This is a genomic window from Veillonella orientalis, assembly GCF_018406505.1.
GTDB classification, from domain to species: Bacteria; Bacillota; Negativicutes; order Veillonellales; family Veillonellaceae; genus Veillonella; species Veillonella nakazawae.
The window spans coordinates 613,108-637,771 of record NZ_AP022322.1 but is presented as its reverse complement, the minus strand read 5'-3'; the positions used below and the strand labels follow the sequence as shown (position 1 = coordinate 637,771).

Sequence of the window (24,664 nt, the reverse complement as noted above, 5' to 3'; positions counted from 1 at the left end):
CCCTTTGATTATTTACGAGTGATTACACGTTTTACTGCTTCTACAATGTCTTTTGCTGTCAAACCATATTTAGCCATCAATTCTTTTGGCGTACCACTCTCCCCAAATGTATCTTGGACACCAACGAATTCCATAGGAACAGGCTTATTAGCCACAACAACTTCAGACACAGCAGAACCAAGACCACCAATGATATTATGTTCTTCTGCTGTTACAATAGCACCTGTTTCAGTAGCTGCTTTTACAATTGCTTCTGCATCGATAGGCTTAATAGATGCCATATTGATAACGCGAGCAGACACATTAGAAGCAGCTAAAGTTTTAGCTGCTTCTACTGCAGGTCCAACCAAAGCACCACAAGCGATAACTGTTACATCAGAACCATCTACTAATGTAGTAGATTTACCAGGTACGAATGTATAACCTTCAGCTGTAACATCATCTACTCCAGCACGGCCTAAACGAACATATACAGGACCTTCATAAGATGCAGCCCATTCAACTACTGCTTCTGTTTCACGTTCATCTGCAGGTACTACTACAGTCATATTAGGTAAAGTACGCATACAAGAAATATCTTCCAAGCTTTGATGTGTAGCACCATCTTCACCTACAGTAATACCAGCATGAGTAGCACATACTTTTACATTCAATTTTGGATAACATACAGCATTCCGAATTTGTTCAAATGCACGACCTGTTGCAAACATAGCAAAGGAAGAAACAAATGGAATTTTGCCTGCTGCTGCAAGTCCGGCACCAACAGAAATCAAGTTTTGTTCTGCAATACCTACATTAAAGAATCGATCAGGGCAGACATTTTTAAATGTATCAGTTTTAGTAGATTTAGATAAATCTGCATCTAATACGATAATATTTGTATTTTCTTTACCAATGCGAGCTAACGCATTACCATATGCTTCACGTGTTGCTTTACCCATTATTGTACCCCCATAATTTCATTAACAAAGGTTTCACCTTGCTCTGCACTAGGCGCTTTACCATGCCAACCTGCTTGGCCTTCCATTTCAGCTACGCCTTTACCTTTTACAGTATGCATTACGATACAAGTTGGACCTTCTGTGAAAGCTTTAGCAGATTCAATAGCATTATGAAGTTCATCAAGATCATGACCATTGACTTCAATAACATTCCAATTGAAAGCTTTAAATTTCTCAGGAATTGGCAATGGAGAAAGTACTTTAGTAATATCACCATCGATTTGAAGGCCATTAAAATCAACAAAAGCAGTCAAATTATTGAGTTTATAATGACCAGCAAACATTGCTGCTTCCCATACTTGACCTTCTTCAAGCTCGCCATCACCTAAAATGGAGTAAACGCGATAATCAGCATTGTCAATTTTGCCTGCCAATGCCATACCACATGCGGCAGAAATGCCTTGGCCTAAGGAACCTGTAGACATATCTACGCCAGGAGTATGTTTCATATCAGGATGGCCTTGTAACATATGGTCAATTTTACGTAAATTCAAAAGTTCTTCTTTAGGGAAATAACCTTTTTCAGCCAATGTAGCATATAAAGCAGGAGCTGCATGACCTTTAGAAAGGACAAAACGATCTCTATTTGGAGCTTTTGGATTTGCTGGATCTACATTCATTTCTACATAGTACAACAAGGCCATCACATCAGCGATAGATAAAGAACCACCTGGGTGACCAGATTTCGCTGCCGTTACAGACTGAACAATACTCACGCGAATAGCTTTTGCCTTCTCTTGAACTAGTTGTTTAACATCTTGTGTTAATGTAGCCATAGAGACCTCACTTTCTGGATTAGATCCAATATATTAATAATTTTTAAGTAATGAAATAGCGATTTCTGCATTGCGTTGAGAGTTAACACGCAATGCTTCAATACGATCATAAGATGCTTGGTACTCTTCTCTTGAATTTAAGAGCTTATGACATCTCTGATATAAAGCCTCTTCTCTAAGATGGGTCATTGTACCGATTGGTTCTTGACCAATCATATGTAAGAAACTAGTGATTTTAGGATCGTAGGAAATGCCAATTACAGGTTTCTTCATTAAAGAACTAAATACTAATGCATGAAGACGTATGCCAATCATAAGGTCTACATTACCCGACAAGGATACTTGTTCCTCTGTAGAGAATGGTCCTTCAAGAACAATAGCTCCTTTTGGCATATAACTAGCAATAATTTTAGCTTCTTTTGTATCCTCTGGATGAGACATAGGAATAAAAATAATTTCTACCTCATCTTGCTCTTGTAATCGGCTCAACACATTGGCTAATGATTCACGATATTCTGTATCATCTTTCCAACTACGAACAGCAACACCAATTCGTTTTGGATTCTCTATAGATTTAGGTAGTTTAGATGTATAGCCTTCTAAAATACGTTTACCAATAGACAAATCTGCCGGTTGCATAGCCAAAACAGCATCAGCTGTAACCTCTACATCTTCAATTCCTAAGGAATCTAATTCAGATTTAGAAATAGAATCACGAACCGTTATAGTATCAACAAAACGCAAAACAAAGCTAACAGCTTTCCTTGTAGAAGGGCGATTTAAAGGTCCAATACCTTGTGAGTATAGCATCACCTTTTTACCCATCATTTTTGCTAAAGCCATAATACTTAAGTAGTAATATGTATTGCGAATACTAGTAGCATCTTGTAACAGGCTGCCTCCACCACTGATAACTAAATCAGAATTTGAAATAGCCTTTAGAATACCGAATGCAGAAAAGGTTCCCACCGCATGAATATTGTGCTTTTTGCTCGTCTCTGTAGGATTACCAGAAATAACCGTAATATGCGCATCTGCTTCCTCTTTACGAATGGCATCGATAATAGCACAAAGCATTGCTTCATCACCAGCATTACCAAAACCATAGTAGCCAGAGATAACAATATTACTCATGGTCAACCTCCCGAGCTTGGAACCATTGTGTTACATACATCATGAAACGAACAGCAATGATAAGAAGCAAACCTAAGAGCGCACCAATTAACAAACCATCATATCCACGCATAATAGACATGAATACAGGAGTTCTAATATGACAGAAAGTTTCAACCATAGACGCTATGCCAATAACACCAGCAATAGTTAATAAGAAATGGATCACTGTAGGCCATTTGCGTAGGAATGCAAATGTAGCTAACATTAATGCAGGGTGACCAATAATGAACTCTTTTTCTCTAGGTCTTGCATACATTGTATTTTCAAGAAAACGACGAAGCATGAGTTCAACTCCTGGTACAGGAACACCTGCTGTATGACCACTTCGGCCAACAAATACCCATGCTACGCCACCAAGAGCAGCCATTACAAAAAATACGTAGAACTTAACATCCATTGTTAAAAATTCAACTATAAATTTCTTTGCTTCTTCTTTAGAGTTAATCATACGACCTTTCCACAATGGGAAACGTTGTAAATAAGCGATAATCACCAATACAACTGGAAGTACAAATGTTAATTTAACACCTCTAAAGATAGCAAATTCCATAAAGAATTTCGTATTTCCTAGCAAAGATGCAATATACATACCGCCAATAGCTGCAAAGAGTGCAGCAATTACGAGATAAAGAACTGCTAATACGGTAGATTTAATAGCACTTAATGGACGAGCACCATCATAACGACGCCATTCTTCCATCAAACGGATCATAGCACCTACAGGAGCCATAATAGCACTAGATAAGGCCCAAATTTGAGTAATCAGTGTGCCACTTGTAATGATGAATAATACTACAGATACAAGAGATATTCCAAAGAATGCGACCAATTGTGTATGTTTACGCATTGGAAGTAACATTTGACCAACGTAAACAAACAGTGCAATAGCACCTATCATAGTAATAACAACTAACAATGGATTAGGTGTATATGGTGGATAAATATCAGCAGGACCAAATTCATAACCTTTTGTAGATAATTTTTCAGTAGTCATACCAATATAGTTAATGGTAGTTTGTAATACTGTTTCATTATTTACACCAGTTTCATACATAGGGAATAAATTGAAACGAATATTTCGTTCAATATCACTAATATAGAAACGTTGTGCTGCTTCTTCAGGAGTAATTTTCTTTAATTCGTCCTTAGCAATTGTATATACCCGACCAACGCTATAATTCTCTTTAGCAGCCATTTCTAAGAAACCTTGTTGTGGCTCATATTGAAGTTGGTTAACAGCTTCGATACCAACTAAAGGAATGTGATTTTTATGTAATAATTCTAAGGTTTCATCAGTTAAGTTAGGCGCACCAAGAGCTTCTTTGCCAGCAAAAATCATACCAGTAACATGTGGAATTCCTTCAAGGCGTTTAAATAGATATTGAAGATCTTCAGACGTTACATTTCTGTAATTTGTAGGTCGAACAATAACATTAAATCCACGATTAGCAACTTCTTGAGCTTGAAGCTTGGAAATACCAAGATTCATTTTTAGATAGCTATCTGCAGTAGCACCATATAACTCAAGAACCGGACCAATACTTGTATTGAGCTCTTTTACTTTATCTTTACCAATACGATGATATAAATCTTCCCGAATTTCTTTATAATAGCCTTCTTTACCAGAAATCAAAGCTACATAAGTTGCACCATGTTTCACGGATGTCCCATTAACACGGACAGAATCCATTTCTTCGGAAGATAATACCTTAACTTGACCTGCATCTTTCGCTTTTTCTAAGGTGCGATCATAAATAGCAAATGCTGTTACACCTGCATTGCGAAGCGCATCAAAGGCCTCTTGTTGACTACGTTTTTCAAATGCATTAGCCCGTAAAACAGCATCATAATCTACGATATTTTCTATATGGTTTTGAGATTTTTCTATCTGATGGCGTTCAAATACTAAGTATAAAGAGGATACAAGTCCTACAATAATACATAATATAAGAATCCAAGAGTACTTACTTTTCTGGGTGTTCCGATGATTCACGACAAATCCTTTCTAGTTGAGCACTGGTTTAACTTTAATGTGAATTTCACCATTATCGATAGTTAAGCTTTCTGCTTTTACAGGAATAGGGAAGTTATTGAAGTTATAGATTTCAGTAGCTTCTAGTACATTAGATGTTAAACCTGGGATAGTAGCACCATTAATGGTGAATTTCTTAGGTGCAAATAATAAAGTATTATCCTTTAATTCTAAATTGCCATCTAATTTAACAGCGCCTTTAAATACCATACCTACATTCATCTTGCCAGTTAAACTAATATTATCTTTACTAATATTTACTTGTACATCTTGAATCTCACTGCCTGCTTGAGTGCTTAAAAATGTTGCTAAATCTTCATTAGTAACTATACCGTCAATACTTGAGTTTCCTACTCTAACAACATCTATTTCTTGGCTAGCCAATAATGAAATTGGGTTCACTAGAATTTGTGTTGCATCATATTTGAAGTTTGCAAAATTTAATTTACCAAGTTTTACATCATCTAAAGAACCGTATACATGATCAGCTTCACCATAAAGTAATTTGAATCCTGGTTGAGACTCAACATTTACAGTTTGAGCAGATGGTTTTAGGGAATCATTTAATTGTTTTTCAATACGAGAACTAATATAAGAAGGTAATAAAAATTGTGTTGCTGCTGCCAAGGCAATAATCAGCACTAGTAGGAATAGTAAAAACTTTTTCATAAGAACTCCTAAACTGTTAAATTTGCTTCTTTTTTCAAGAAGCCTTCCATAAATTGATCTAAATTACCATCCATAACGGATTGTACATTTCCTGTTTCAACCCCTGTACGATGATCCTTAACGAGATTATATGGGTGGAATACGTAGGAGCGAATTTGACTGCCCCATTCAATGGCTTGGTATGTACCACCTATTTGCTCTTTAAGTTCTGCTTGTTTTTCTAATTCTAATTCAAATAATTTTGCTCGTAATAAACGTAATGCTTGTTCCCTATTTTGCATTTGGGAACGCTGTGTTTGACATTGAACTACAATACCAGTGGGTCTATGCGTCATACGTACAGCCGAATCTGTTTTATTAATATGCTGACCACCAGCACCACTAGCTCGATATGTATCTACTTGTACATCCTTCATGTCTATATTAATTTCTACTGTATCATCAATTTCTGGCATTACATCAACAGCAGCAAAGGATGTATGACGACGTGCTGCAGCATCAAATGGTGAGATACGAACAAGACGGTGTACGCCTTTTTCAGATTTCAAATAGCCAAAAGCATTTTCACCTTTAATTAAAAATGTAGCAGATTTAGTGCCCGCCTCATCACCGGGCTGTTCGTCCATCAATTCAATAGAAAATCCTGCTTTTTCAGCCCAACGTAAGTACATGCGAATGAGCATAGAACACCAATCTTGTGCTTCTGTACCACCTGCACCAGCATGGAATGTTAAGATCGCATTATTAGCATCATACTCACCACTAAGCAATAAAAGAACCTCTTGTTTTTCTACAGTTTCTTCTATTTGTTGAACATAATCCTTAATCTCTCCTTCTAGAGAACGATCATCTTCCTCTATAGCCATCTCTAGCATTACATTAGCATCTTCGATGTCACTAACAAGTTGTTTATAGCTTTCTACAGCATTCTTTAATTGTGTAGCCTCTTGAGAAATCTCACGAGCCTTATCAGGATCGTCCCAAAATGTAGGGTCGCTCATTTGTACATCTAGTGTAAAGATTCGATCCTCTTTCTGAGCGATGTTAAAGTGAATCCCTCATTCCATAAATACGTTCTTCAAGATTAGAAATAATCGGTTTTAAATCTTCTAACAATTTATGTTCACCACCTTTTACTTATTAGCTTATTACATCGATAAATTATCACCTTAATAAAATAGAAAAATGGCCGTTGCCCAGAAGGAAATCCCATTGAGCAACGTGCCATTCACAAATCTTAATCTATGTTTTGTGGCTCCAACACATCTTCATGATGGGGTTGTGCACCTTCTAAGTGGTCAACTGGTTCTTCAATTTCTTGAATCAATTGTGCACGAATTTTGTATAACGCCATGATTGTTTCATCTTGAATTGCAGCAATCATGTTTTGGAACATATCAAAGGCTTCAAATTTATATTCCACCAATGGATTTTTTTGGCCATATGCACGAAGGCCAATACCTTCACGCAACATATCCATATTATCCAAATGTTCCATCCATTTGTTATCAACAACGCGCAACATAATAGCCTTTTCAAGTTGGCCAAACATAGCATCACCAAGCATATCAACGCGATCTTGATATTCAGCATGAGCAATTTCAAGTAAACGTTCTAACAATTCTTGACGGCTATACTCTTCCATATCTTGAGAGGACATAATCTCTTCTGTTAAGAAATATTGACTTAAATGCTTATAAAGACCTTCATAATCCCATTCTTCTGGATATAATTTTTCATCTGCATAAGCATCTACAGATTCAGTAACAAGTTTATCAATCATTTCATTGATTGTGTCACGTAAGGATTCGTTACGTAAAATACGACGACGTTGTTCGTATAATACTTCACGTTGTTGATTCATAACATCATCATACTCAAGGACATATTTACGAATATTATAGTTATGATCTTCTACTTTCTTTTGAGCACGTTCAATAGATTTAGTAATCAAAGAATGCTCAATAGGCTCATCCTCTTCCATGCCTAGTTTATCCATGATACCTGTAATATTATCAGCACCAAAGATACGCATTAAATCATCTTCTAAGGATAAGAAGAATTGAGAGGAACCTGGGTCACCTTGACGACCAGCACGACCACGCAACTGATTATCGATACGGCGACTTTCATGACGTTCAGTACCCAAGATAGCCAAACCGCCTAATTCAGGGACACCTTCACCAAGTGTGATATCAGTACCACGACCAGCCATGTTTGTAGCGATTGTCACCATGCCCATTTGACCAGCATCTGCAACAATTTCCGCTTCTTTTTCATGATGTTTAGCATTCAATACTTTATGTGGTACCCCTGAACGTAATAACATATCTGAAAGTTCTTCAGATTGAGTAATAGATGTAGTACCAATCAAAATTGGTTGACCAGTTTGATGGCGTTCTACAGCATTACGTACTACAGCACGATATTTAGCTGCCTTTGTTTTAAAGATTTGATCAGGCAAATCTATACGAGCCAATGGTTTGTTTGGAGGAATAGGTAATACTTCCAAACCGTAAATATCGATAAACTCTTTTTCCTCTGTTTTGGCTGTACCAGTCATACCAGCAAGCTTTTTATACATTCGGAAATAGTTTTGGAATGTAACAGAAGCTAATGTTTGGCTTTCACGTTCAACCTTCAAGCCTTCTTTAGCTTCGATTGCTTGGTGTAAACCATCGGAATAACGACGACCAAACATCAAACGACCTGTGAATTCATCGACGATAACAACTTCACCATCTTTAACTACATAGTCAGTATCGCGATGCATCATAGCATATGCACGAAGAGATGCACCAAGTAGATGATTTAACTCAATATTTTCTGAATCATACAAGTTTTCAACACCAAGCATTTTTTCGACTTTAGCAATACCAGAATCTGTAGGTGCAATGGTTTTTTGTTTTTCATCAATTGTATAATCTTCATCTTTCACAAGATGAGGAACAATTTTAGCTAACTTATAGTAATTATCTGTGGAACGTTGACCAGGACCAGAAATAATTAATGGAGTTCTCGCTTCATCGATAAGGATGGAGTCAACTTCATCGACAATTGCATAATTCAATGGACGTTGTACCATTTGTGATACATCAGATACCATGTTATCGCGCAAATAGTCAAAACCAAACTCATTATTTGTACCATATGTAATGTCGCATGCATATGCTTCTTTACGTTGGTTAAAATCGAGATTAGCTACAATAAGACCTGTAGAAAGGCCTAAGAAGTTATATAAACGCCCCATTTGTTCGCTATCGCGAGTCGCCAAATAATCATTTACTGTAACAACATGCACCCCATTGCCTGTCAAAGCATTTAGATAAACTGGTAATGTAGCAACTAATGTTTTACCTTCACCAGTACGCATTTCTGCAATATTACCTCTATGAAGGCAAATACCACCAATCAACTGTACATCAAAATGACGCATGCCTAACACGCGTTTAGACGCTTCACGAACTACGGCAAATGCTTCTGGTAAAATGTCGTCTAACGTTTCCCCTTTTTGCAAACGACGTTTAAACTCATCGGTTTTTGCTACTAAGTTAGCATCACTTAATTTAACATAATTCGGTTCAATTTCATTAATATGATCAGCAATAGCACGCATTTTCTTGATTTCTTTTGCGTTATTATTGCCTAATAGCCTTTGTAAAAAGCTTAACAAACAAATCACTCCTCTATAGGACATCTTACATTATTTTATCTAATTTATTATAACGAAAATGCCTTGAATAGTCAAAGAATTCAAGGCATTTCACGATTATTTATAGGTTTTTGTAAAAAAGGTGGATGACTCAAAATGGTCATCCACCTTAGTATAATAATCGGCTGATTAAAAAAGTAGAAAGGAGTTAGGATTATTGTCAGCCGACATTATAGGTTATTGTAATTCTGGCTCGATCAAGCCATAGAATCCATCATGTCTACGATATACTACATTCATTGCTTCTGTTTCAGCATTGAAGAACATAAAGAAGTCATGACCAATAAGATTCATTTGTAAAATAGCTTCTTCTACATCCATAGGACGTACTGCAAAGCGTTTGCGTTTTACAACTTCGATAGTTTCTTCTTCTACAGGAGCCGCTAAAGCTTCTGGATGGAAAGCCTCTTGTTTTTTGAAGCGTTTAGCTAAACGAGTTTTATGTTTGTGAATTTGACGTACGATTTTGTCTATTACCAAATCAATAGCAGCATACATATCATCGTTTGTTTCTACACCACGAAGAACAATTTTATTAACGAAGCATGTAAGTTCAACAGTAGATTTATCTTTTACAACGGATAAAACCGCTTGTGCATCTAACTCATCATCGAAGTAACGAGTTAATTTGCTCAATCTCTTTTCGATGTATGCTCTTAGAGCATCTGTCACTTCAATGTTTTTACCTCTGATTGCTACTTTCATAAGTCAACACCCTTTCTAAAAATCATCCACGAGATACGAGTGTGTAGTATTTTTTACTTATCTCTCGTGTTATATTTAGTATTTCTACATTCACATATAAAACTCCTCTTTTTTTCAAAAAGAATTTTATATTTTTTGTAGAATTATAAATATTACTTTTAGTAGTAGCAAAAAAACTCTGATATCATGCGATATCAGAGTTTTGCTATATGTTGCTTTTATGTATTTTTTGGTATGTTATTACGCTTTTACAACGTTAGCAGCTTGAGGGCCACGGTTACCATCAACGATATCAAACTCTACATTTTGACCTTCTGCCAAAGATTTGAAACCTTCGTCTTGGATCGCAGAGTAATGTACGAATACATCGCTACCGTCTTCGCGTTCAATAAAACCATAACCTTTTTCTGCGCTGAACCATTTTACTTTACCTAACATGGTAACATCCTCCTAAAAATATATATATTGTCTTACTGTCTTGCACTACACTTGTATCATAACACAGCATGTATAAAATATCAAACAATAATATTAACACTTTTAATGAATATACAAAGATATCTCATTTATATCCCACCCAGCAAAAATCACATAAAACCCTTGATTCATCAATGTTATAAATATTTACGAACAGCATATTAATTTATTGCATAATTTTATAATCATAAAATTATATGAATTAAAAATTATTATCATAAGATATGTATGTATAAAATATTTATATATCACAAATATTTATGGCAATAATCGCGTTTTACAGATTAACCAATGTCTAGAATGGCTTATTTATCGGGACCAATTTAATATATTGAGATTAAGTTATCAAATATATTAATAGATATAAAGCGATTCATATATCACGAAATCTAATATGTACAAATTCAGTTAACTTTAAAAATAGTCAAAAAAGGAAGCAAACCTGTAAACAGAATTTACTTCCTTTTATGTTAGAAATTATTATTATAAAATTTTCGATAAGAACAATTTTGTTCTATCATTTGTTGGTGCATCAAATACTTTTTCAGGAGTATCATCTTCAAGAATTAATCCACCATCTACAAATAATACCCGGTCTGCAACCTCTTTTGCAAAGCCCATTTCATGAGTAACAATGACCATTGTCATACCTTCTTCGGCTAGAGACTTCATTACATCCAGAACTTCGCGAACCATTTCTGGATCCAACGCAGAGGTAGGCTCATCAAAGAGCATAACCTTTGGTTTCATTGCTAAAGCACGAGCTATAGCAACACGTTGCTTTTGACCACCAGATAATGAGTCAGGATAAGCATTTGCTTTATCTTTCAAACCTACTCGATCTAATAAAGATTGACCAATTTTTTTAGCCTCATCACTAGATGTTTTGCGGACCTTAGTTTGTGCTAAGGTTAAATTTTCCATTACAGTCATGTGTGGGAAAAGATTAAAGTTTTGGAATACCATGCCTACTTCCGCACGGACTTCATTAAGTTTAGATTTATCTGAAAGATCCATACCATCTACAATGACCTTACCAGATGTAGGCTCTTCTAAGTAATTCATAGTACGCAATACTGTACTTTTACCAGAACCTGATGGACCAATAATAACTACAACTTGACCTTTTTCGATATGTAAATCAATGCCCTTTAATACTTCATTTTTACCAAAGGATTTATGTACATTTTCTAACTTAATCATTTAATGCTATATTTCCTTTCAAGGTAACCAACCAATTGTGAAATTGTTACTGTCATAATAAGGTAGATAACAGCAACTGTCCCCCAAATTTCAAATGATGCATATGTTTTGGCAATGATTAGTTGACCACGGCGTGTCAATTCTTCGAAACCAATTACAGAAACCAATGAGGAGTCTTTCAACATAGCAATAAATTCATTACCCAATGGTGGAATAATTGCTTTGAAAGCTTGCGGCATGATGATATAACGCATAGTTTGGCCCCAAGTCAAACCAAGAGATCGACCCGCTTCCATTTGACCTTTATCAATAGACTGAATGCCAGCACGGAAGATTTCAGATACATAAGCACCAGAGTTAATACTACATGCAGTAACAGCAGCAATAAATGGATCAATACGTTGTCCAGTAATCATTGGCAATGCGAAGTAAATCAAGAAGATTTGTACCAATAGTGGTGTACCACGAATGATATCTACATAGCATTTTGCTAATAATCTAACTACAGTAAATTTAGATAAATTTGCTATGGCTACTAATAGACCGATAAAGAAACCACAGCCTACAGACATGGCTGTAATTTCAACGGTTACAAGTGCACCTTGTAATAAAAGCGGTAAATTATCCGCAATTAACCCCCAATTAAAACTCATGATCTCTCCTATTATTTAAATTCTAACACTACTGGCATATCAGCTGGTGCATCTACATTAAACCATTTTTTATATAATGTATTAAATTCACCATCGGCCTTCATATCGGCGATTGCTTTATTAATTTGTTCTTGCAAGTCTTTGTTGTCTTTATTGATTGCTAAGCCCAAATATTCTTTCGTATTTGGATATGCCATAAATTTAATATGTTGGTCTGGATGTTTAGTACTATAAAATTGAGCTACCGGCAAGTCAATTACAGTTGCATCAGCACCGCCATTTTGTAATTCTAACAAAGCTTCATTACTATGGTCAAACTCTTTTACAGTAGTACCTTCAATTTTATGAGCTAAATCAGCACCAGTTGTACCTAATTGAGCAGCAATCTTTTTACCTTTAAGATCATCAAGGGATGTAATATTGGCACCATCTTTATATACTACAGCAAGTGCATTTTCATAATATGGAGAAGAGAATAACACCTTTTCACTTCTAGCTTTTGTAATAGTCATACCAGATGCTGCTACATCAATATCATGTGTATTTAACGCTGGAATTAGAGCATCAAAGGCAACATTCTTAAGCTCTACATCTTTATTGATACGCTTACCGATGGCACGAATAAGATCAATATCAAAGCCTGTATAGTCTTGAGTTTTTTCATCTTTAAATTCAAATGGAACAAATGTGGCATTAGTACCAACGATTAATTTATTAGAAGTTGTTTGTGTAGAAGTTCCACAACCGCCAATTACAGTACCAGCCAATACTAACATACAACCACCAATGATTAATTTTTTTAACTTCCTATTTAACATCAAATCATCCTCGTTCACTAAACTAACTATTTTTATTACACTAGTATATCACTTAGTATAATTATGTCAACAATTTTGTATAGAAAATTCTTAGATATCAATAAATCACTATATTTGCATTTTATTTTTATGCACTCATTGTATAATTATGATATCAATGTATAATAACTTTCCCATAGGTAGTGGTTTTCTATAGATTTTTTAATATACAGATGTATAAAAAGAAAAAAGCACATGAGAAAAGCCTCATGTGCCCGTATACGGCTGACCTGGTCTTTGCCCCCACACTCGCCTGCTGGAAGGTTCGCTCATAAGTCCGAGACTCCCCACTACTACTCCTCTCGGTTTTACCGGCAGGACTTACACCTAAGCCGCACCATGCTCACAACCCCTTGGGTTGCTTATGTGGATCGTTTTGCCTGCGACTGGCATCGACTTTCAACCACAGACCCGTATAGACGTATTATAAAGAATAACATAATTCATGTCTAGATTTACGAAGACATATAATTTAATAAAATATACAAAACTTTTATCTTTATCGAACATATTAACGTTTATTTCTCATTGAAATGAGAACAAATTTTGCAACCCCTTTTTTCCGATGTATAGAAAATTGTAATAGAAAACCTAAAATATTCTTCATATTATTTTAATATTTATAAAATTAATATTTCAAGGTACTATATTTAGTGCATTCCTAAAATGTCAATTATTTTTAGTATGCTAAATATGAATACAACATGTATAACAGAACATACGTATCATACACAAAACATTATTTATGGTGTATAATTTGTATACTATTAAATAAGAACGGCCTAAAGTTGTACGATATGAACATAAGTACGAGGGGTTGTACCATATGTTCTACATGTTAGTTAAAGGGGTTTATTATGTTTATGTTATCATTAATGCAACCATCAGGGTTGTACGAACTGGAGAAGGACAGTTTAGAAGCCATTAGTGCTCAGCTCTTGCAAATGATACAAATGAAGAGCTATCATCTATACACTCATTCTATCCAAGTTTCAAACTATGCAGTTAGTATTGCTGCTAAGATGGGTTTACCATTAAATGAAATTGAGCAAATTCGCCACGCAGCTTTACTTCATGACGTAGGGCTTTTAATGGTACCTAATGCATTAATTCAAAAATCTCCATATCTTAACAAGCAAGAAATGTCCAAGTATAAACAACATGCTGCGAGTGGTGCCAATATGATTGAAAACTACCCATGTTGTCAACAAATCTTGCCTTATATTCGTTATCACCACGAAAAATGGGATGGCTCTGGTTATCCTAAACATTTACGTGGTGCTAATATCCCATTAGGAGCTAGAATTATCGCTGTAGCAGATTATTACGATACAACAGTGAATCCTTCTACTGAATTTTGGGCAAAAACTAAAGCTAAAGCTAAAGAAGAACTCTTTAGTGCATCTGGCTCCCTTTTCGATCCAGATGTAGTAAAAGCATTTATCGATGTTCTTGGTTAGTCTCATGATTAAGCGTTCACCATAAGGTGAACGCTCTTTTATATACTTAAAAACTACCACTAGCTAATGTTAATGCATCAATTTTACAAGGTTTATATGCTCTAATGACCTTTGCGACGGCTTCAATCGTAGCCCCTGTAGTATATATATCATCTACGATAAGTATTGTCTTATCCTTTAATTCAATATCTTTATAGTTAGCGCCAATGACAAAGGCCTCCTCAATATTTTGATGTCGTTCCTTATTCGTTAACGCCCACATATCATTAGAAGTATCAAATTTGTATAAACAGTCTAACCAAGCAAAATGTTTATTATCTATATTTTGTAAAGATTTAGCCCACTTGGTAAAAAATAAATCAACTTGGTTATATCCTCTCTTAGCTTTTTTCCTTTCGCTAGACGGAACAGGAATAATATAATCATAAATAACAGAGCACTTGCTATTAACAATATGAAACTCATCATATTTCATGTAAAGGTTGTACGATGCTAAAAAAGGAGCAGCCCCTTTGGACTGCTCCTTTTTTTCGTTGAATTTTACATCGTAAATTATAGACTTTAAACCACCACGGTATTCAGCCAATATACATACATCCTCTACATAATGTAGAAATTTGTTTGGCACATGACGAATATGCAGTAGATCAGTAAAACAAGATTTACACCAATCTCCTTGTGTTGCTACAGAGGCTCCACAGTGAGGACATACAGGTGGAAATAGGAAATCCCAAAGACTCATTACGAATCACATCTCCCTTGTAGTCGTTCTTTAAACAATGTATATCGTTCATCACCGTTTACAGTACGTACAGCACGTTCTAGAGCGCTCGTTGTACCAACGATAATAACCTTCCGTTTAGCTCGTGTAACAGCAGTGTACAACAAATTACGTTGCAACATACCACCATAACGTGGAACAAATGGAATGATAACCACACCATACTCGCTACCTTGGCTCTTATGAACTGTAATAGCATAAGCTGGCATAATCATATGTGCTTCGTCGATAGGTAGACGAACCTCTTTATGAATAAATCGGATACAAATATCTGTTCGTGTAATGGCATATATAATTCCAATCTCACCATTAAAGACTTCTAACTCATAATCATTGAGGATTTGGATAACTTTATCCCCTACACGGTATGTAATACCATTAACGCGTGCTTCCCCTTTTAAACTATCTGGAGGATTAACTGCTTGTTGTACATACTGAGAAATGAGTGTACTTCCAGCTTCACCACGTCTCATAGGAGAAATAATTTGAATATCTAACTCATCCTCAATATGCTCCTGTTCTCGCTTATATACATCTATGATAGCTTTCATCATCATATCGTAAGACTTAACAGGTATAAAGGAAAACTCTTCACTTAGACTATCAAGTTTTGGCATTTCACCACGGTTAATAGCATAAGCGCTTTCTACAATAGTGTTACCAGAACTTTGTCGATAAATCTGGTTAAGTCGCGTATAAGGCACACAGTCACTATCGAGCAAATCTTTTAATACAAAGCCTGCTCCAATAGGTGGCAATTGATCAACGTCACCTACGATAATAACATGAGCTTCCTTTGGAATAGCTGCCATTAACGAATAGAATAAACGTACATTGAGCATAGATGCTTCATCAATGATAATAACATCTATATCTAAAGGATCATCTTCATTCTTAGTAAAGTCATAAGAGTCACTGCCCTGAACAGGCACTAATAAGCGATGTATCGTTGTTGCTTCAAACTCGGTAGCCTCTGTAAGTCGTTTTGCAGCACGCCCCGTAGGTGCACATAGAATAATACGCCCCAAGCCACCAAGTTGAAATCCTTTTACTAAAGCCTTAATAATCGTCGTTTTGCCCGTACCAGGGCCACCAGTTATTAGGGAAAGCTTTTCAAAGAAAGATAGCTGTATAGCCTCTTTTTGGGCGTCCCCAAATGTAATGTGATTATCTGCTTCAAATTTATCTATAAAACTTGGAATATCTAGAGAAATTGGATCTGCCTCTAATAAAAAATCCTTTGTATAATGAACGCTTTCTACTTCAGACACGTACATTTCTGGAGGGTAAATATATAAGATATCTTCATAATAAGTACTATATAAAGCACCTTGCTCCAAAAGATCTTCAATAAAGTTAGCAATATCATCTACATCAGTTTGTAACAGATCATCTAAACGGCCAATAAGTTGATCTACAGGCAAACAAGTATGACCTTGATTATCTAAACTGCGTAAAATCCATTCTAAACCAGCCGCTAAACGGCGAGAGTCACTGCCAGTAATACCTAAATGTTCCGCCAGTGTATCAGCCGTACCAAAGAGCATATCTGGTGCTACACGTAACAAAGTATAAGGATTATCTTCAATAACAGCCACAGACTGAACACCGTAATAAGTGTATACAGTTCGACTCCATTTAGACGAAATATGGTGACTTTCAAAAAAGTGATTTAAATCGGATAAAATACCTTCACCAAGTAACGTATTAAATAGTTCATCCTTAATACTTTTTCGAAGACCAGGAACATCCTTAATTTCTTCAGGTCGTTCCTCTCGTAAAATTTCTAATATACGAATACCAAAATAATCAAGTACCTTTTCTACGGACTTTTCACCAAAACCTTTAATCCCTAAGTTCATTAAGTAGGTCTTTGCAGCACCCATATTGTCAGGCTTTAACTTCTCTACACTAGTAGCATCAAATTGACGACCGTATTTTTCATGTTCTACATATCGGCCGCGAACTTCGATATCTTCCCCCTCTTTAGGAGACTCAAATTTACCAGTACAAGTAATGTATTCCTCATTATAATCCTTAAGGACAAACACGCAATACGTACGTTGTGTATTCTCATATATAGTTCGGTATACAAATCCTCGTATAGCGTCCATTATTTCTCCGTATTAGGCAAGGCTTCAATAATTTCTTGTACCGCATCGGTAATGCTTCCTTCATTACCTATTTTAATATGTGCCACTTCTTCATATAAAGGGTATCGTTCTTCATATACATTAAAGATATACTCAATGCTTTCTTTAACAAGTGGGCGAATTTCAAGATCCAAATCATCTAGGATATGATTTACATCGCGATTAACAAATACAACAAGACCATTATTACGCATTAACTTTACTGTTTTGTCATAGGTAACCGTACCACCACCGGTAGCAATAACAGATGGCTTATTATGAATTAATTCTTTAATTGTACTGTATTCATACTCGCTGAAAGCATCTTTACCATCATAAATATAAATATTTTGTACAGATTTCCCTACTTTATCTTGAATTGTTTGATCTAAGTCGTAAAAGTCTCGGCCCAATTCCTTGGCTAACATTTTACCAACTGTAGTCTTACCAGCTCCTGGCATACCGATGAGAAAAATATGCTTATGCATATGCTCTTTTAAAAACTCATTGCTCATAGAAACAACAGTCTTTATATAATTTTCAACATAAGGTGATAACGTTTTATCTTTGCAATTTGCAGTATGCAATGCAACAATACTTTCATCACGCGCTTCATCGACGAGTGGTAAATGATGTTCATCTTTATATTTACCAATTTCTTTGATTAAAGATAGTCTTTTTTCAAATTCAGCGACTAATACAGCATCAATGCTATCTATTTGTTTACGAGCTTCTTTAATATCCATGAGAACCCCCTTATTATGCATTAGCCAAAATAGCTAAAGCCTGTTCTTCATCCACCTTCATTTGATCAATAAGATCTTGTAAGTTATTAAATTTAACTTCGCCTCTAATATAGGAAATAAATTGTACAAGAACTGTTTTTCCATATATATCTTGGTCAAAGTTAAACAGATGTACTTCGCATCTATGGTACTGATTTTTAAATGTAGGATTATCCCCAATATTACCTACCCCATCATACCAAATGCCATCGATACACACGCGATTAGCATACACTCCATCTGGAGGTGTAGCCATTTCATTAGGAAGTAATAAATTTAATGTAGGAAACCCTAATGTACGACCTCTTTGATCACCTTTAATAACAGTCCCTTTAAATTGAAATGGTCTTCCTAGCCAACCAGTAGCATCTTCTAAACGCCCTTCTCGAATCGCTTTTCTGATTTCAGTACTTGAAATAGGTGTACTAAGACCATCACAAGGCAATAAAGGCTGTACTAGGACTTGTATATGCTTATCGGCCAATGCTTGTTTCATATATGTAGGATTACCTAATCCTTTTGCACCGAATGTAAAATTCTCACCTATTACGATGGCTTGAACATTCATATCCGTACAAAGAGCATCTAAAAATTCATCAGCACTCATTTGAAGTAGTTCTTCATTCATAGGTAATCGCAAAATATAATCTACATTCAAATCATCAAGAACGGTATCCATAACCTCTTCTTGAATAACCCTCTTCGGAACACGTTCTGGATGTAGAATTGTCAACGGATGATGTTCAAAGGTAATGATAATGCTAACACCATTAACTGATGCAGCTTCTTCAACAGCCTTCCGTATAACTCGTTGATGACCTCGATGAATGCCATCAAAGGTACCTAGGGCATATACTTTTGTATCTTTGATTTGACGTAGTTCATCAAACGAATGTAATTGCTTCATACTTATCCTTCAATAAAAATATTTTTTTCCACCTTTAATGTGTGGTTTGTTCGTTTCATAATACCAATGAATCCATGAGGACCATAGGCTCTATAATAATGATCTGGTTTGGTATAGGAAAATTCACTATCAATAGATAATTGTTTACCTTGAACCATCATCTTTAATTGTACACTATTTACCGTTACTTTTGAAAGATGTGAAACTGCTGTATCCGTTGGTAACAATAGGCTTTCACCATGAATCATCAGTTCCTCAGCCATTTTTGCAGAACCAATATCAAAGGGCCCTACTTGAGTACGCACCAAAGATGTCATCGTTCCTGGTATACCTAATGAAACACATATATCACGTAATAATGAACGAATATAAGTGCCTCCAGAGCATGTTACACGAACTGTAAAATATGGAAATCCATACGCTAGAAGCTCAATATTTTTTATATGAATTTTCCGTAATGGCAATTCTACAGGAAGACCTTTACGGGCATATTCATAAGCACGAATACCATTTACTTTAATAGCGGAATATTTTGATGGTCTCTGATTTTGAACTCCGAAGAACGTATTTAATGTATTGACTAATTCTTCAAAAGTCGGCTTTACTATAGCATCAGAAAGTTCTGAACTTTGAGACGATTCATTTAATAGAACGCCATCTCGCAATACCATGTCATTATCAGGCAATACGGGTTGACCTGAACTATCTTCAGTATCTGTAAAAGTCCCAAATTTACATTCTGCCACATAGGTTTTATCAAAACCATCAGTGTATTCAATAAGTCGCGTAGCCTTACCAAGAAATACTGGCAATACACCATAAGCCATAGGATCTAAAGTACCACTATGTCCTATGCGCTTCTCGTTTAAAATGCGGCGACAAATGGCAACAGCATCATGGCTTGTTATTCCAGGAGGTTTTAAAAATGGTAAAACGCCATCCATTATTTAATCACCTCAATAAGAGCTTGTTTTGCTTCCTGTAATGGTAAATTAATGGTACAACCGGAAGCTCGAATATGTCCGCCACCGCCAAAATTGCTAGCTATAGCATTCACGTCAGTTCCTTTAGAACGCAAGCTTACCCGCGTTCTATCATCAGCTTCAGCTTTTAATAAAATAGCTATATCAACAGTATCAACGTTTCTAATAATATCTACAAAACCATCCGTATCATCCCCAAGAATTGTCATGGCTTCACGATTCAACTCGATTGTAGCCACGGTGTTATTCTTGTAAAACTCGATAGTTTGCATAACTTGTTTTGTTAATTCAAGACGACTGGCAGACACAGCTTCAATCGTTTCAGAAATAACATTAGGTCTAGCACCAGCTGCTACACATTTTGCAGCCATTTCTAAAGTATTGGCTGTGGTATTACTGAACTTAAAGAAGCCACAGTCTGTAGCAATAGCCATATATAATGCAGTGCCCATAGACTCAGTGATAGGCCAATTCCATTTTGTACATAAATAGGTAATAATTTCACCAGTAGCAGCAAAATTAGGCTTTAAATATAGATGATCCGCAAACTCCGTATTAGAAATATGGTGGTCTATATTAAAAATAGGTGCACTCCATAGTGCACCTACTTTGCCAATTCGCTCATACGTGCTAGCATCCAATACCATTAGCATATCAATATCAACAGGATTTGTTTCAAAATACGCTACATCATGGATGTGGTCCGTATATCGTAAGAATGAGTACTTTTCAGGAACTACATCATCCACTACCATATATACAGTTTTACCTTGCCCTACAAGGGATTCGTAAAAGGCCACCATGGACCCGATAGCATCACCATCGGGTCTAACATGGACGGTTAGCATAATAGAATTAGCTTCACACAAAGCCACATGTAATTGATTAATAGTAATCTTACTCATGTTCTCTATCCTTTGTGTTAATTTTTTTCTTCGTCCTTTTTAATTTCATTCAAAAGGGATTCAATATGCATGCTATAGTCTAAAGACGTATCCTTATCAAATGTGATAGAAGGAATATGGCGCAACTTAAGTACTTTGCCAAGCTCAGTACGAATATGGCCTGCTGCATGCTTTAAAGCGATAAGAGTATCTTCTTTTTCCTTATCGGAACCAAACAAGGAAACGTAAATTGTAGCCTCTCGTAAATCACCGGTTACATGAACATCGGTAATAGTAGTAAAGCCGATGCGAGGATCTTTCAATCCACGCATCAACATTTGACTTACCTCTTGTTTGATGAATTCTTGTAATTTTCTGACACGAACGTCACTCATATAAACCTCCTATATTTGAGGTGCAACTTCTTCCATCAAGTACGCTTCAATTACGTCGCCTTCCTTGATGTCGCGGTAACCTTCTAAGGAGATACCACATTCGAAGGATGTTTTAACTTCTTTTACTTCGTCTTTAAATCGACGTAAAGAGTCAACTTTACCTTCAAATACAACAATACCATCACGGATCAAACGTACTTCAGAATCGTTAGTAATACGACCTTCTGTTACATAAGAACCGGCAACAATTGCTTTAGGTGTAGAAATAACTTGACGTACCTCTGCACGACCAACGACAACCTCTTTGAATTGAGGAGCCAACATACCACGCATCGCAGACTCAACGTCATTAATAGCATCGTAGATTACGCGATATGTACGAAGGTCAACTTTTTCATTCTCAGCAGCACGACGTACATTAGCATCAGGACGTACATTGAAGCCCATAACGATGGCATTAGATGCAGAAGCCAACATGATATCGGATTCATTAATAGCACCTACTGCAGCATGAACGATAACGATACGTACTTCAGGGTTTTTAATGCCTTCCAAGGATTGACGTAATGCTTCTACAGAGCCTTGAACGTCTGCTTTAATGATGATATTAAGATCTTTTAACTCACCTTGTTGAATTTGGTTGAAGATATCATCCAATGTAACTTTGTGAGTAGCTTGCAATTCTTGAACGCGTTGTTTAGCAATACGTTTTTCTGCGATTGCACGTGCTTCGTTATCATCCATACCATTGATGATTTCACCAGCTTGTGGAACTTCTGAGAAGCCCAAGATTTCAACTGGCATAGAAGGACGAGCTACTTTTACCCTTTCACCGCGTTCATTTGTCATGGCACGTACTTTACCATAAGCAGTACCAGCAAGTACAGTGTCACCTACACGAAGGGAACCTTTTTGTACTAATACGGTACATACAGCACCACGACCTTTATCAAGTTGAGCCTCGATAACTACGCCGTAAGCTTTACGGTTAGGGTTCGCTTTTAATTCCATAACTTCTGCTACGAGCAAGATATTTTCGAGCAAGTCGTCGATACCTTGTTTTTGTTTAGCAGAAACTGGAACCATGATTACATCGCCGCCCCATTCTTCTGGTAAAAGGCCATGTTCAGACAATTGTTGTTTAACATGGTCTGGGTTAGCACCTGGTTTATCCATTTTGTTGATAGCAACAATAATAGGTACATCTGCAGATTTAGCATGGTTTATGGCTTCAATAGTTTGAGGCATTACACCATCATCAGCAGCTACAACAAGAACTGCGATATCTGTAGATTTAGCACCGCGAAGACGCATAGCTGTAAACGCTTCATGGCCAGGAGTATCAAGGAATGTAATTTTATTGTCGTTATAACGAACTTGGTAAGCACCGATATGTTGAGTAATACCACCTGCTTCGCCAGCTGTTACATTAGTTTGACGAATTACGTCCAACAAGGATGTTTTACCATGGTCAACGTGACCCATGATAGTAACAACTGGAGGACGAGGTTTTAATGTTTCTGGTGCATCTTCGATTTCGATGATATCAGTAGGATCTTCTTCAGGTTCTACTTCTGTTACAGTTACACCAAATTCTTCAGCTACGATTGTAGCAGTATCAACGTCAACCTCTTGGTTAATGCTAGCCATAACACCTAAAAGCATCAACTTTTTGATGATTTCAGATACTTCGCGGCCCATTTTTTCGGCTAATTCTTTAACTGTTAAAGGACCGGATAATTCGATTTCCGTAGCAATCGCTGCTTCAGCCTTACGTTCAGCCTCAGCTTTTTGTTGTAAGTACTGTTCATTACGATGTTTTACGCGATTCTTTTTCTTTTGCATAGATGTAGATAACAAGGATTGAGGACGGTTGTTACCACCTTTTTTATTTTTCTTGTTACGACGATCATTGTTATTAGAATTGCGATTATCATTGTTTCGATTGTCGTTATTGCGATTATCATTATTACGCGCATCATTAGGACGACCATTGTTATTGCGATTGTCACTATTACGATTATTATTGTTAGGGCGGTTGTTAGCGCGGTCACCAGATTGTTGGTTACCTTCGGATTTACGTGTAGGTTCAGAGATTTGTACATGACGTACATTGCCCTTTTTATGGTCATTTTGTTTAGATTGATCGTCTTGTTTTTGACCACCTTGTTTACGATTATCCTTTTTCTGTTCGTTAGAACGATTTGGATGTTGTTGTTTATGTGGTGCAGCTTCTTGTTTATGAGCTGCAGTTGGAGCAGATTTTTGTTCTACTTTTTGTTCTGTTTTTTGTGCTACTTTAGGTGCTTCAGATTTCTTACTCAATTGTTTTTTTACAATTTCATAACCGGAATCATCTACAGAATTAACTGCTTTCGTAACATTTACATTATGTTGTTGCAAAATAGAAATGACCTGCTTACTTTCTACGCCGAACTCTTTGGCGATTTCATGGACGCGCTTTTTGGACATCTACATACCCCCTTATTATCGATCAATCTCTTTTACTATTGCCTTTGCAAATCCATCATCTAGTACGGCGACTACTACCCTAACTTCTTTACCAATGGCCGTTCCTAACGCCTCTTTATTGGCAATACTATGAAGTGGAATCTGATGTGTCTCTGCTAATTGAGTATATTTCTTTTCATTGTTGGTTGCACAGTCACCAGCGAGAAGTACCAATTTTGGTTCCTTTCTCTTTATAGCCTTTTCTACGATAAAATCACCAGAAATAACTTTGCCTGCTCGTTGTGCTAAACCTAAGAGATTCAAAATTTTATCTTCATTCATGTATATCAGTGATTACTCATGCTCTTGTAAATCACGTTGTAACGCTTCGTATATCTCTTTCGATACACTATGCTTTAATGACCGTTCTAATCGTTTTGCCTTATAGGCTTGTTCAAAGCACGACATGGATTCACATAGATAGGCTCCACGTCCTGGTGCTTTACCAGTGCGATCAATACTAATATTACCGTCTGGGCTCAAGGCTACACGAATCAATTCACGTTTTACCTTTGGCTCACCACATCCTACACAGGTGCGCATAGGTTGGGATTTCGGTTTCATG

General features: G+C 36.3%; 23 protein-coding genes. 1 reads left to right on the top strand and 22 read right to left on the bottom strand.

Annotated elements, in window-relative coordinates:
• Positions 1 to 8 precede the first annotated feature (8 nt).
• The 12 genes from VEIS1202513_RS02825 to VEIS1202513_RS02770 all read right to left on the bottom strand — a co-directional run bounded on the left by VEIS1202513_RS02825 (position 9) and on the right by VEIS1202513_RS02770 (position 13,222).
• Complete coding sequence (locus tag VEIS1202513_RS02825) at positions 9 to 941, bottom strand: transketolase family protein (RefSeq protein ID WP_213467783.1); 933 nt, start codon at positions 939 to 941, stop codon at positions 9 to 11.
• Positions 941 to 1,777 (bottom strand): transketolase, encoded by an 837-nt coding sequence (locus VEIS1202513_RS02820; protein ID WP_119206736.1) that lies wholly within the window; start codon positions 1,775 to 1,777, stop codon positions 941 to 943. The genes VEIS1202513_RS02825 and VEIS1202513_RS02820 overlap by 1 nt, the downstream gene beginning before the upstream one ends.
• Before the next feature lie 33 nt (positions 1,778 to 1,810).
• On the bottom strand, positions 1,811 to 2,911 hold the full coding sequence (gene csaB, locus VEIS1202513_RS02815) for a polysaccharide pyruvyl transferase CsaB (protein WP_213467782.1): 1,101 nt from the start codon (positions 2,909 to 2,911) through the stop codon (positions 1,811 to 1,813).
• Positions 2,904 to 4,946 (bottom strand): DUF5693 family protein, encoded by a 2,043-nt coding sequence (locus tag VEIS1202513_RS02810; protein ID WP_213467781.1) that lies wholly within the window; start codon positions 4,944 to 4,946, stop codon positions 2,904 to 2,906. Before VEIS1202513_RS02810 ends, csaB begins: the two co-directional genes overlap by 8 nt.
• A 12-nt stretch (positions 4,947 to 4,958) precedes the next feature.
• The gene (locus VEIS1202513_RS02805) at positions 4,959 to 5,654 is read right to left on the bottom strand and encodes an LmeA family phospholipid-binding protein (RefSeq protein WP_024066682.1); all 696 of its coding nucleotides are present in this window, start codon (positions 5,652 to 5,654) and stop codon (positions 4,959 to 4,961) included.
• Between the two features lie 8 nt (positions 5,655 to 5,662).
• A protein-coding gene (prfB, locus tag VEIS1202513_RS02800) for a peptide chain release factor 2 (RefSeq protein WP_244856287.1) occupies positions 5,663 to 6,770 on the bottom strand; the annotation gives its coding sequence in 2 pieces (ribosomal slippage) (positions 5,663 to 6,712 and positions 6,714 to 6,770; 1,107 coding nt in all).
• Between the two features lie 121 nt (positions 6,771 to 6,891).
• On the bottom strand, positions 6,892 to 9,327 hold the full coding sequence (gene secA, locus VEIS1202513_RS02795) for a preprotein translocase subunit SecA (RefSeq protein ID WP_105089104.1): 2,436 nt from the start codon (positions 9,325 to 9,327) through the stop codon (positions 6,892 to 6,894).
• A 216-nt stretch (positions 9,328 to 9,543) separates the two neighbouring features.
• Positions 9,544 to 10,071 carry a ribosome hibernation-promoting factor, HPF/YfiA family gene (hpf, locus tag VEIS1202513_RS02790; RefSeq protein WP_178885078.1) on the bottom strand — a complete coding sequence of 176 codons (528 nt, stop codon included), beginning with the start codon at positions 10,069 to 10,071 and terminating at the stop codon, positions 9,544 to 9,546.
• 240 nt (positions 10,072 to 10,311) lie between these two features.
• Positions 10,312 to 10,509: a cold shock domain-containing protein gene (locus VEIS1202513_RS02785; protein ID WP_178885080.1), complete on the bottom strand. Its 198-nt coding sequence runs from the start codon at positions 10,507 to 10,509 to the stop codon at positions 10,312 to 10,314.
• Between the two features lie 522 nt (positions 10,510 to 11,031).
• The gene (locus VEIS1202513_RS02780) at positions 11,032 to 11,751 is read right to left on the bottom strand and encodes an amino acid ABC transporter ATP-binding protein (protein WP_105085521.1); all 720 of its coding nucleotides are present in this window, start codon (positions 11,749 to 11,751) and stop codon (positions 11,032 to 11,034) included.
• Positions 11,748 to 12,404, bottom strand: a complete 657-nt coding sequence (locus tag VEIS1202513_RS02775; protein WP_024066676.1) for an amino acid ABC transporter permease — start codon at positions 12,402 to 12,404, stop codon at positions 11,748 to 11,750. The genes VEIS1202513_RS02780 and VEIS1202513_RS02775 overlap by 4 nt, the downstream gene beginning before the upstream one ends.
• A gap of 11 nt (positions 12,405 to 12,415) precedes the next feature.
• Positions 12,416 to 13,222: a basic amino acid ABC transporter substrate-binding protein gene (locus tag VEIS1202513_RS02770; protein ID WP_105094300.1), complete on the bottom strand. Its 807-nt coding sequence runs from the start codon at positions 13,220 to 13,222 to the stop codon at positions 12,416 to 12,418.
• Between the two features lie 896 nt (positions 13,223 to 14,118).
• On the opposite strand from VEIS1202513_RS02770, the gene VEIS1202513_RS02765 reads away from it, so the two are divergent.
• Positions 14,119 to 14,721 (top strand): HD-GYP domain-containing protein, encoded by a 603-nt coding sequence (locus VEIS1202513_RS02765; protein ID WP_004693025.1) that lies wholly within the window; start codon positions 14,119 to 14,121, stop codon positions 14,719 to 14,721.
• Between the two features lie 46 nt (positions 14,722 to 14,767).
• On the opposite strand, the gene VEIS1202513_RS02760 is transcribed toward VEIS1202513_RS02765, so the two are convergent.
• From VEIS1202513_RS02760 to rnpM, 10 genes are read right to left on the bottom strand one after another with little or no spacing between them, the layout of a single operon-like run.
• Positions 14,768 to 15,463: a ComF family protein gene (locus VEIS1202513_RS02760; protein ID WP_213467780.1), complete on the bottom strand. Its 696-nt coding sequence runs from the start codon at positions 15,461 to 15,463 to the stop codon at positions 14,768 to 14,770.
• Positions 15,463 to 17,616: an SF1B family DNA helicase RecD2 gene (gene recD2 / locus VEIS1202513_RS02755; RefSeq protein WP_213467779.1), complete on the bottom strand. Its 2,154-nt coding sequence runs from the start codon at positions 17,614 to 17,616 to the stop codon at positions 15,463 to 15,465. The genes VEIS1202513_RS02760 and recD2 overlap by 1 nt, the downstream gene beginning before the upstream one ends.
• Positions 17,616 to 18,380 (bottom strand): shikimate kinase, encoded by a 765-nt coding sequence (locus VEIS1202513_RS02750; protein ID WP_105085516.1) that lies wholly within the window; start codon positions 18,378 to 18,380, stop codon positions 17,616 to 17,618. Before VEIS1202513_RS02750 ends, recD2 begins: the two co-directional genes overlap by 1 nt.
• 13 nt (positions 18,381 to 18,393) lie before the next feature.
• On the bottom strand, positions 18,394 to 19,326 hold the full coding sequence (ribF, locus tag VEIS1202513_RS02745; RefSeq protein WP_213467778.1) for a riboflavin biosynthesis protein RibF: 933 nt from the start codon (positions 19,324 to 19,326) through the stop codon (positions 18,394 to 18,396).
• Positions 19,327 to 19,328: 2 nt separating this feature from the next.
• Positions 19,329 to 20,270 carry a tRNA pseudouridine synthase B gene (locus tag VEIS1202513_RS02740; protein WP_213467777.1) on the bottom strand — a complete coding sequence of 314 codons (942 nt, stop codon included), beginning with the start codon at positions 20,268 to 20,270 and terminating at the stop codon, positions 19,329 to 19,331.
• Positions 20,270 to 21,214, bottom strand: a complete 945-nt coding sequence (locus VEIS1202513_RS02735; protein ID WP_213467776.1) for a DHH family phosphoesterase — start codon at positions 21,212 to 21,214, stop codon at positions 20,270 to 20,272. Before VEIS1202513_RS02735 ends, VEIS1202513_RS02740 begins: the two co-directional genes overlap by 1 nt.
• Before the next feature lie 17 nt (positions 21,215 to 21,231).
• Positions 21,232 to 21,588 carry a 30S ribosome-binding factor RbfA gene (rbfA, locus tag VEIS1202513_RS02730; protein WP_005386857.1) on the bottom strand — a complete coding sequence of 119 codons (357 nt, stop codon included), beginning with the start codon at positions 21,586 to 21,588 and terminating at the stop codon, positions 21,232 to 21,234.
• Between the two features lie 9 nt (positions 21,589 to 21,597).
• Complete coding sequence (infB, locus tag VEIS1202513_RS02725) at positions 21,598 to 24,060, bottom strand: translation initiation factor IF-2 (protein WP_213467775.1); 2,463 nt, start codon at positions 24,058 to 24,060, stop codon at positions 21,598 to 21,600.
• Positions 24,061 to 24,075: 15 nt separating this feature from the next.
• Entirely contained in the window at positions 24,076 to 24,381 is a 306-nt protein-coding gene (locus tag VEIS1202513_RS02720; RefSeq protein WP_213467774.1) for a L7Ae/L30e/S12e/Gadd45 family ribosomal protein, read from the bottom strand.
• Between the two features lie 12 nt (positions 24,382 to 24,393).
• Positions 24,394 to 24,663, bottom strand: coding sequence for an RNase P modulator RnpM (gene rnpM, locus VEIS1202513_RS02715; protein ID WP_105085510.1), 270 nt, complete (start codon positions 24,661 to 24,663; stop codon positions 24,394 to 24,396).
• Position 24,664 lies beyond the last annotated feature (1 nt).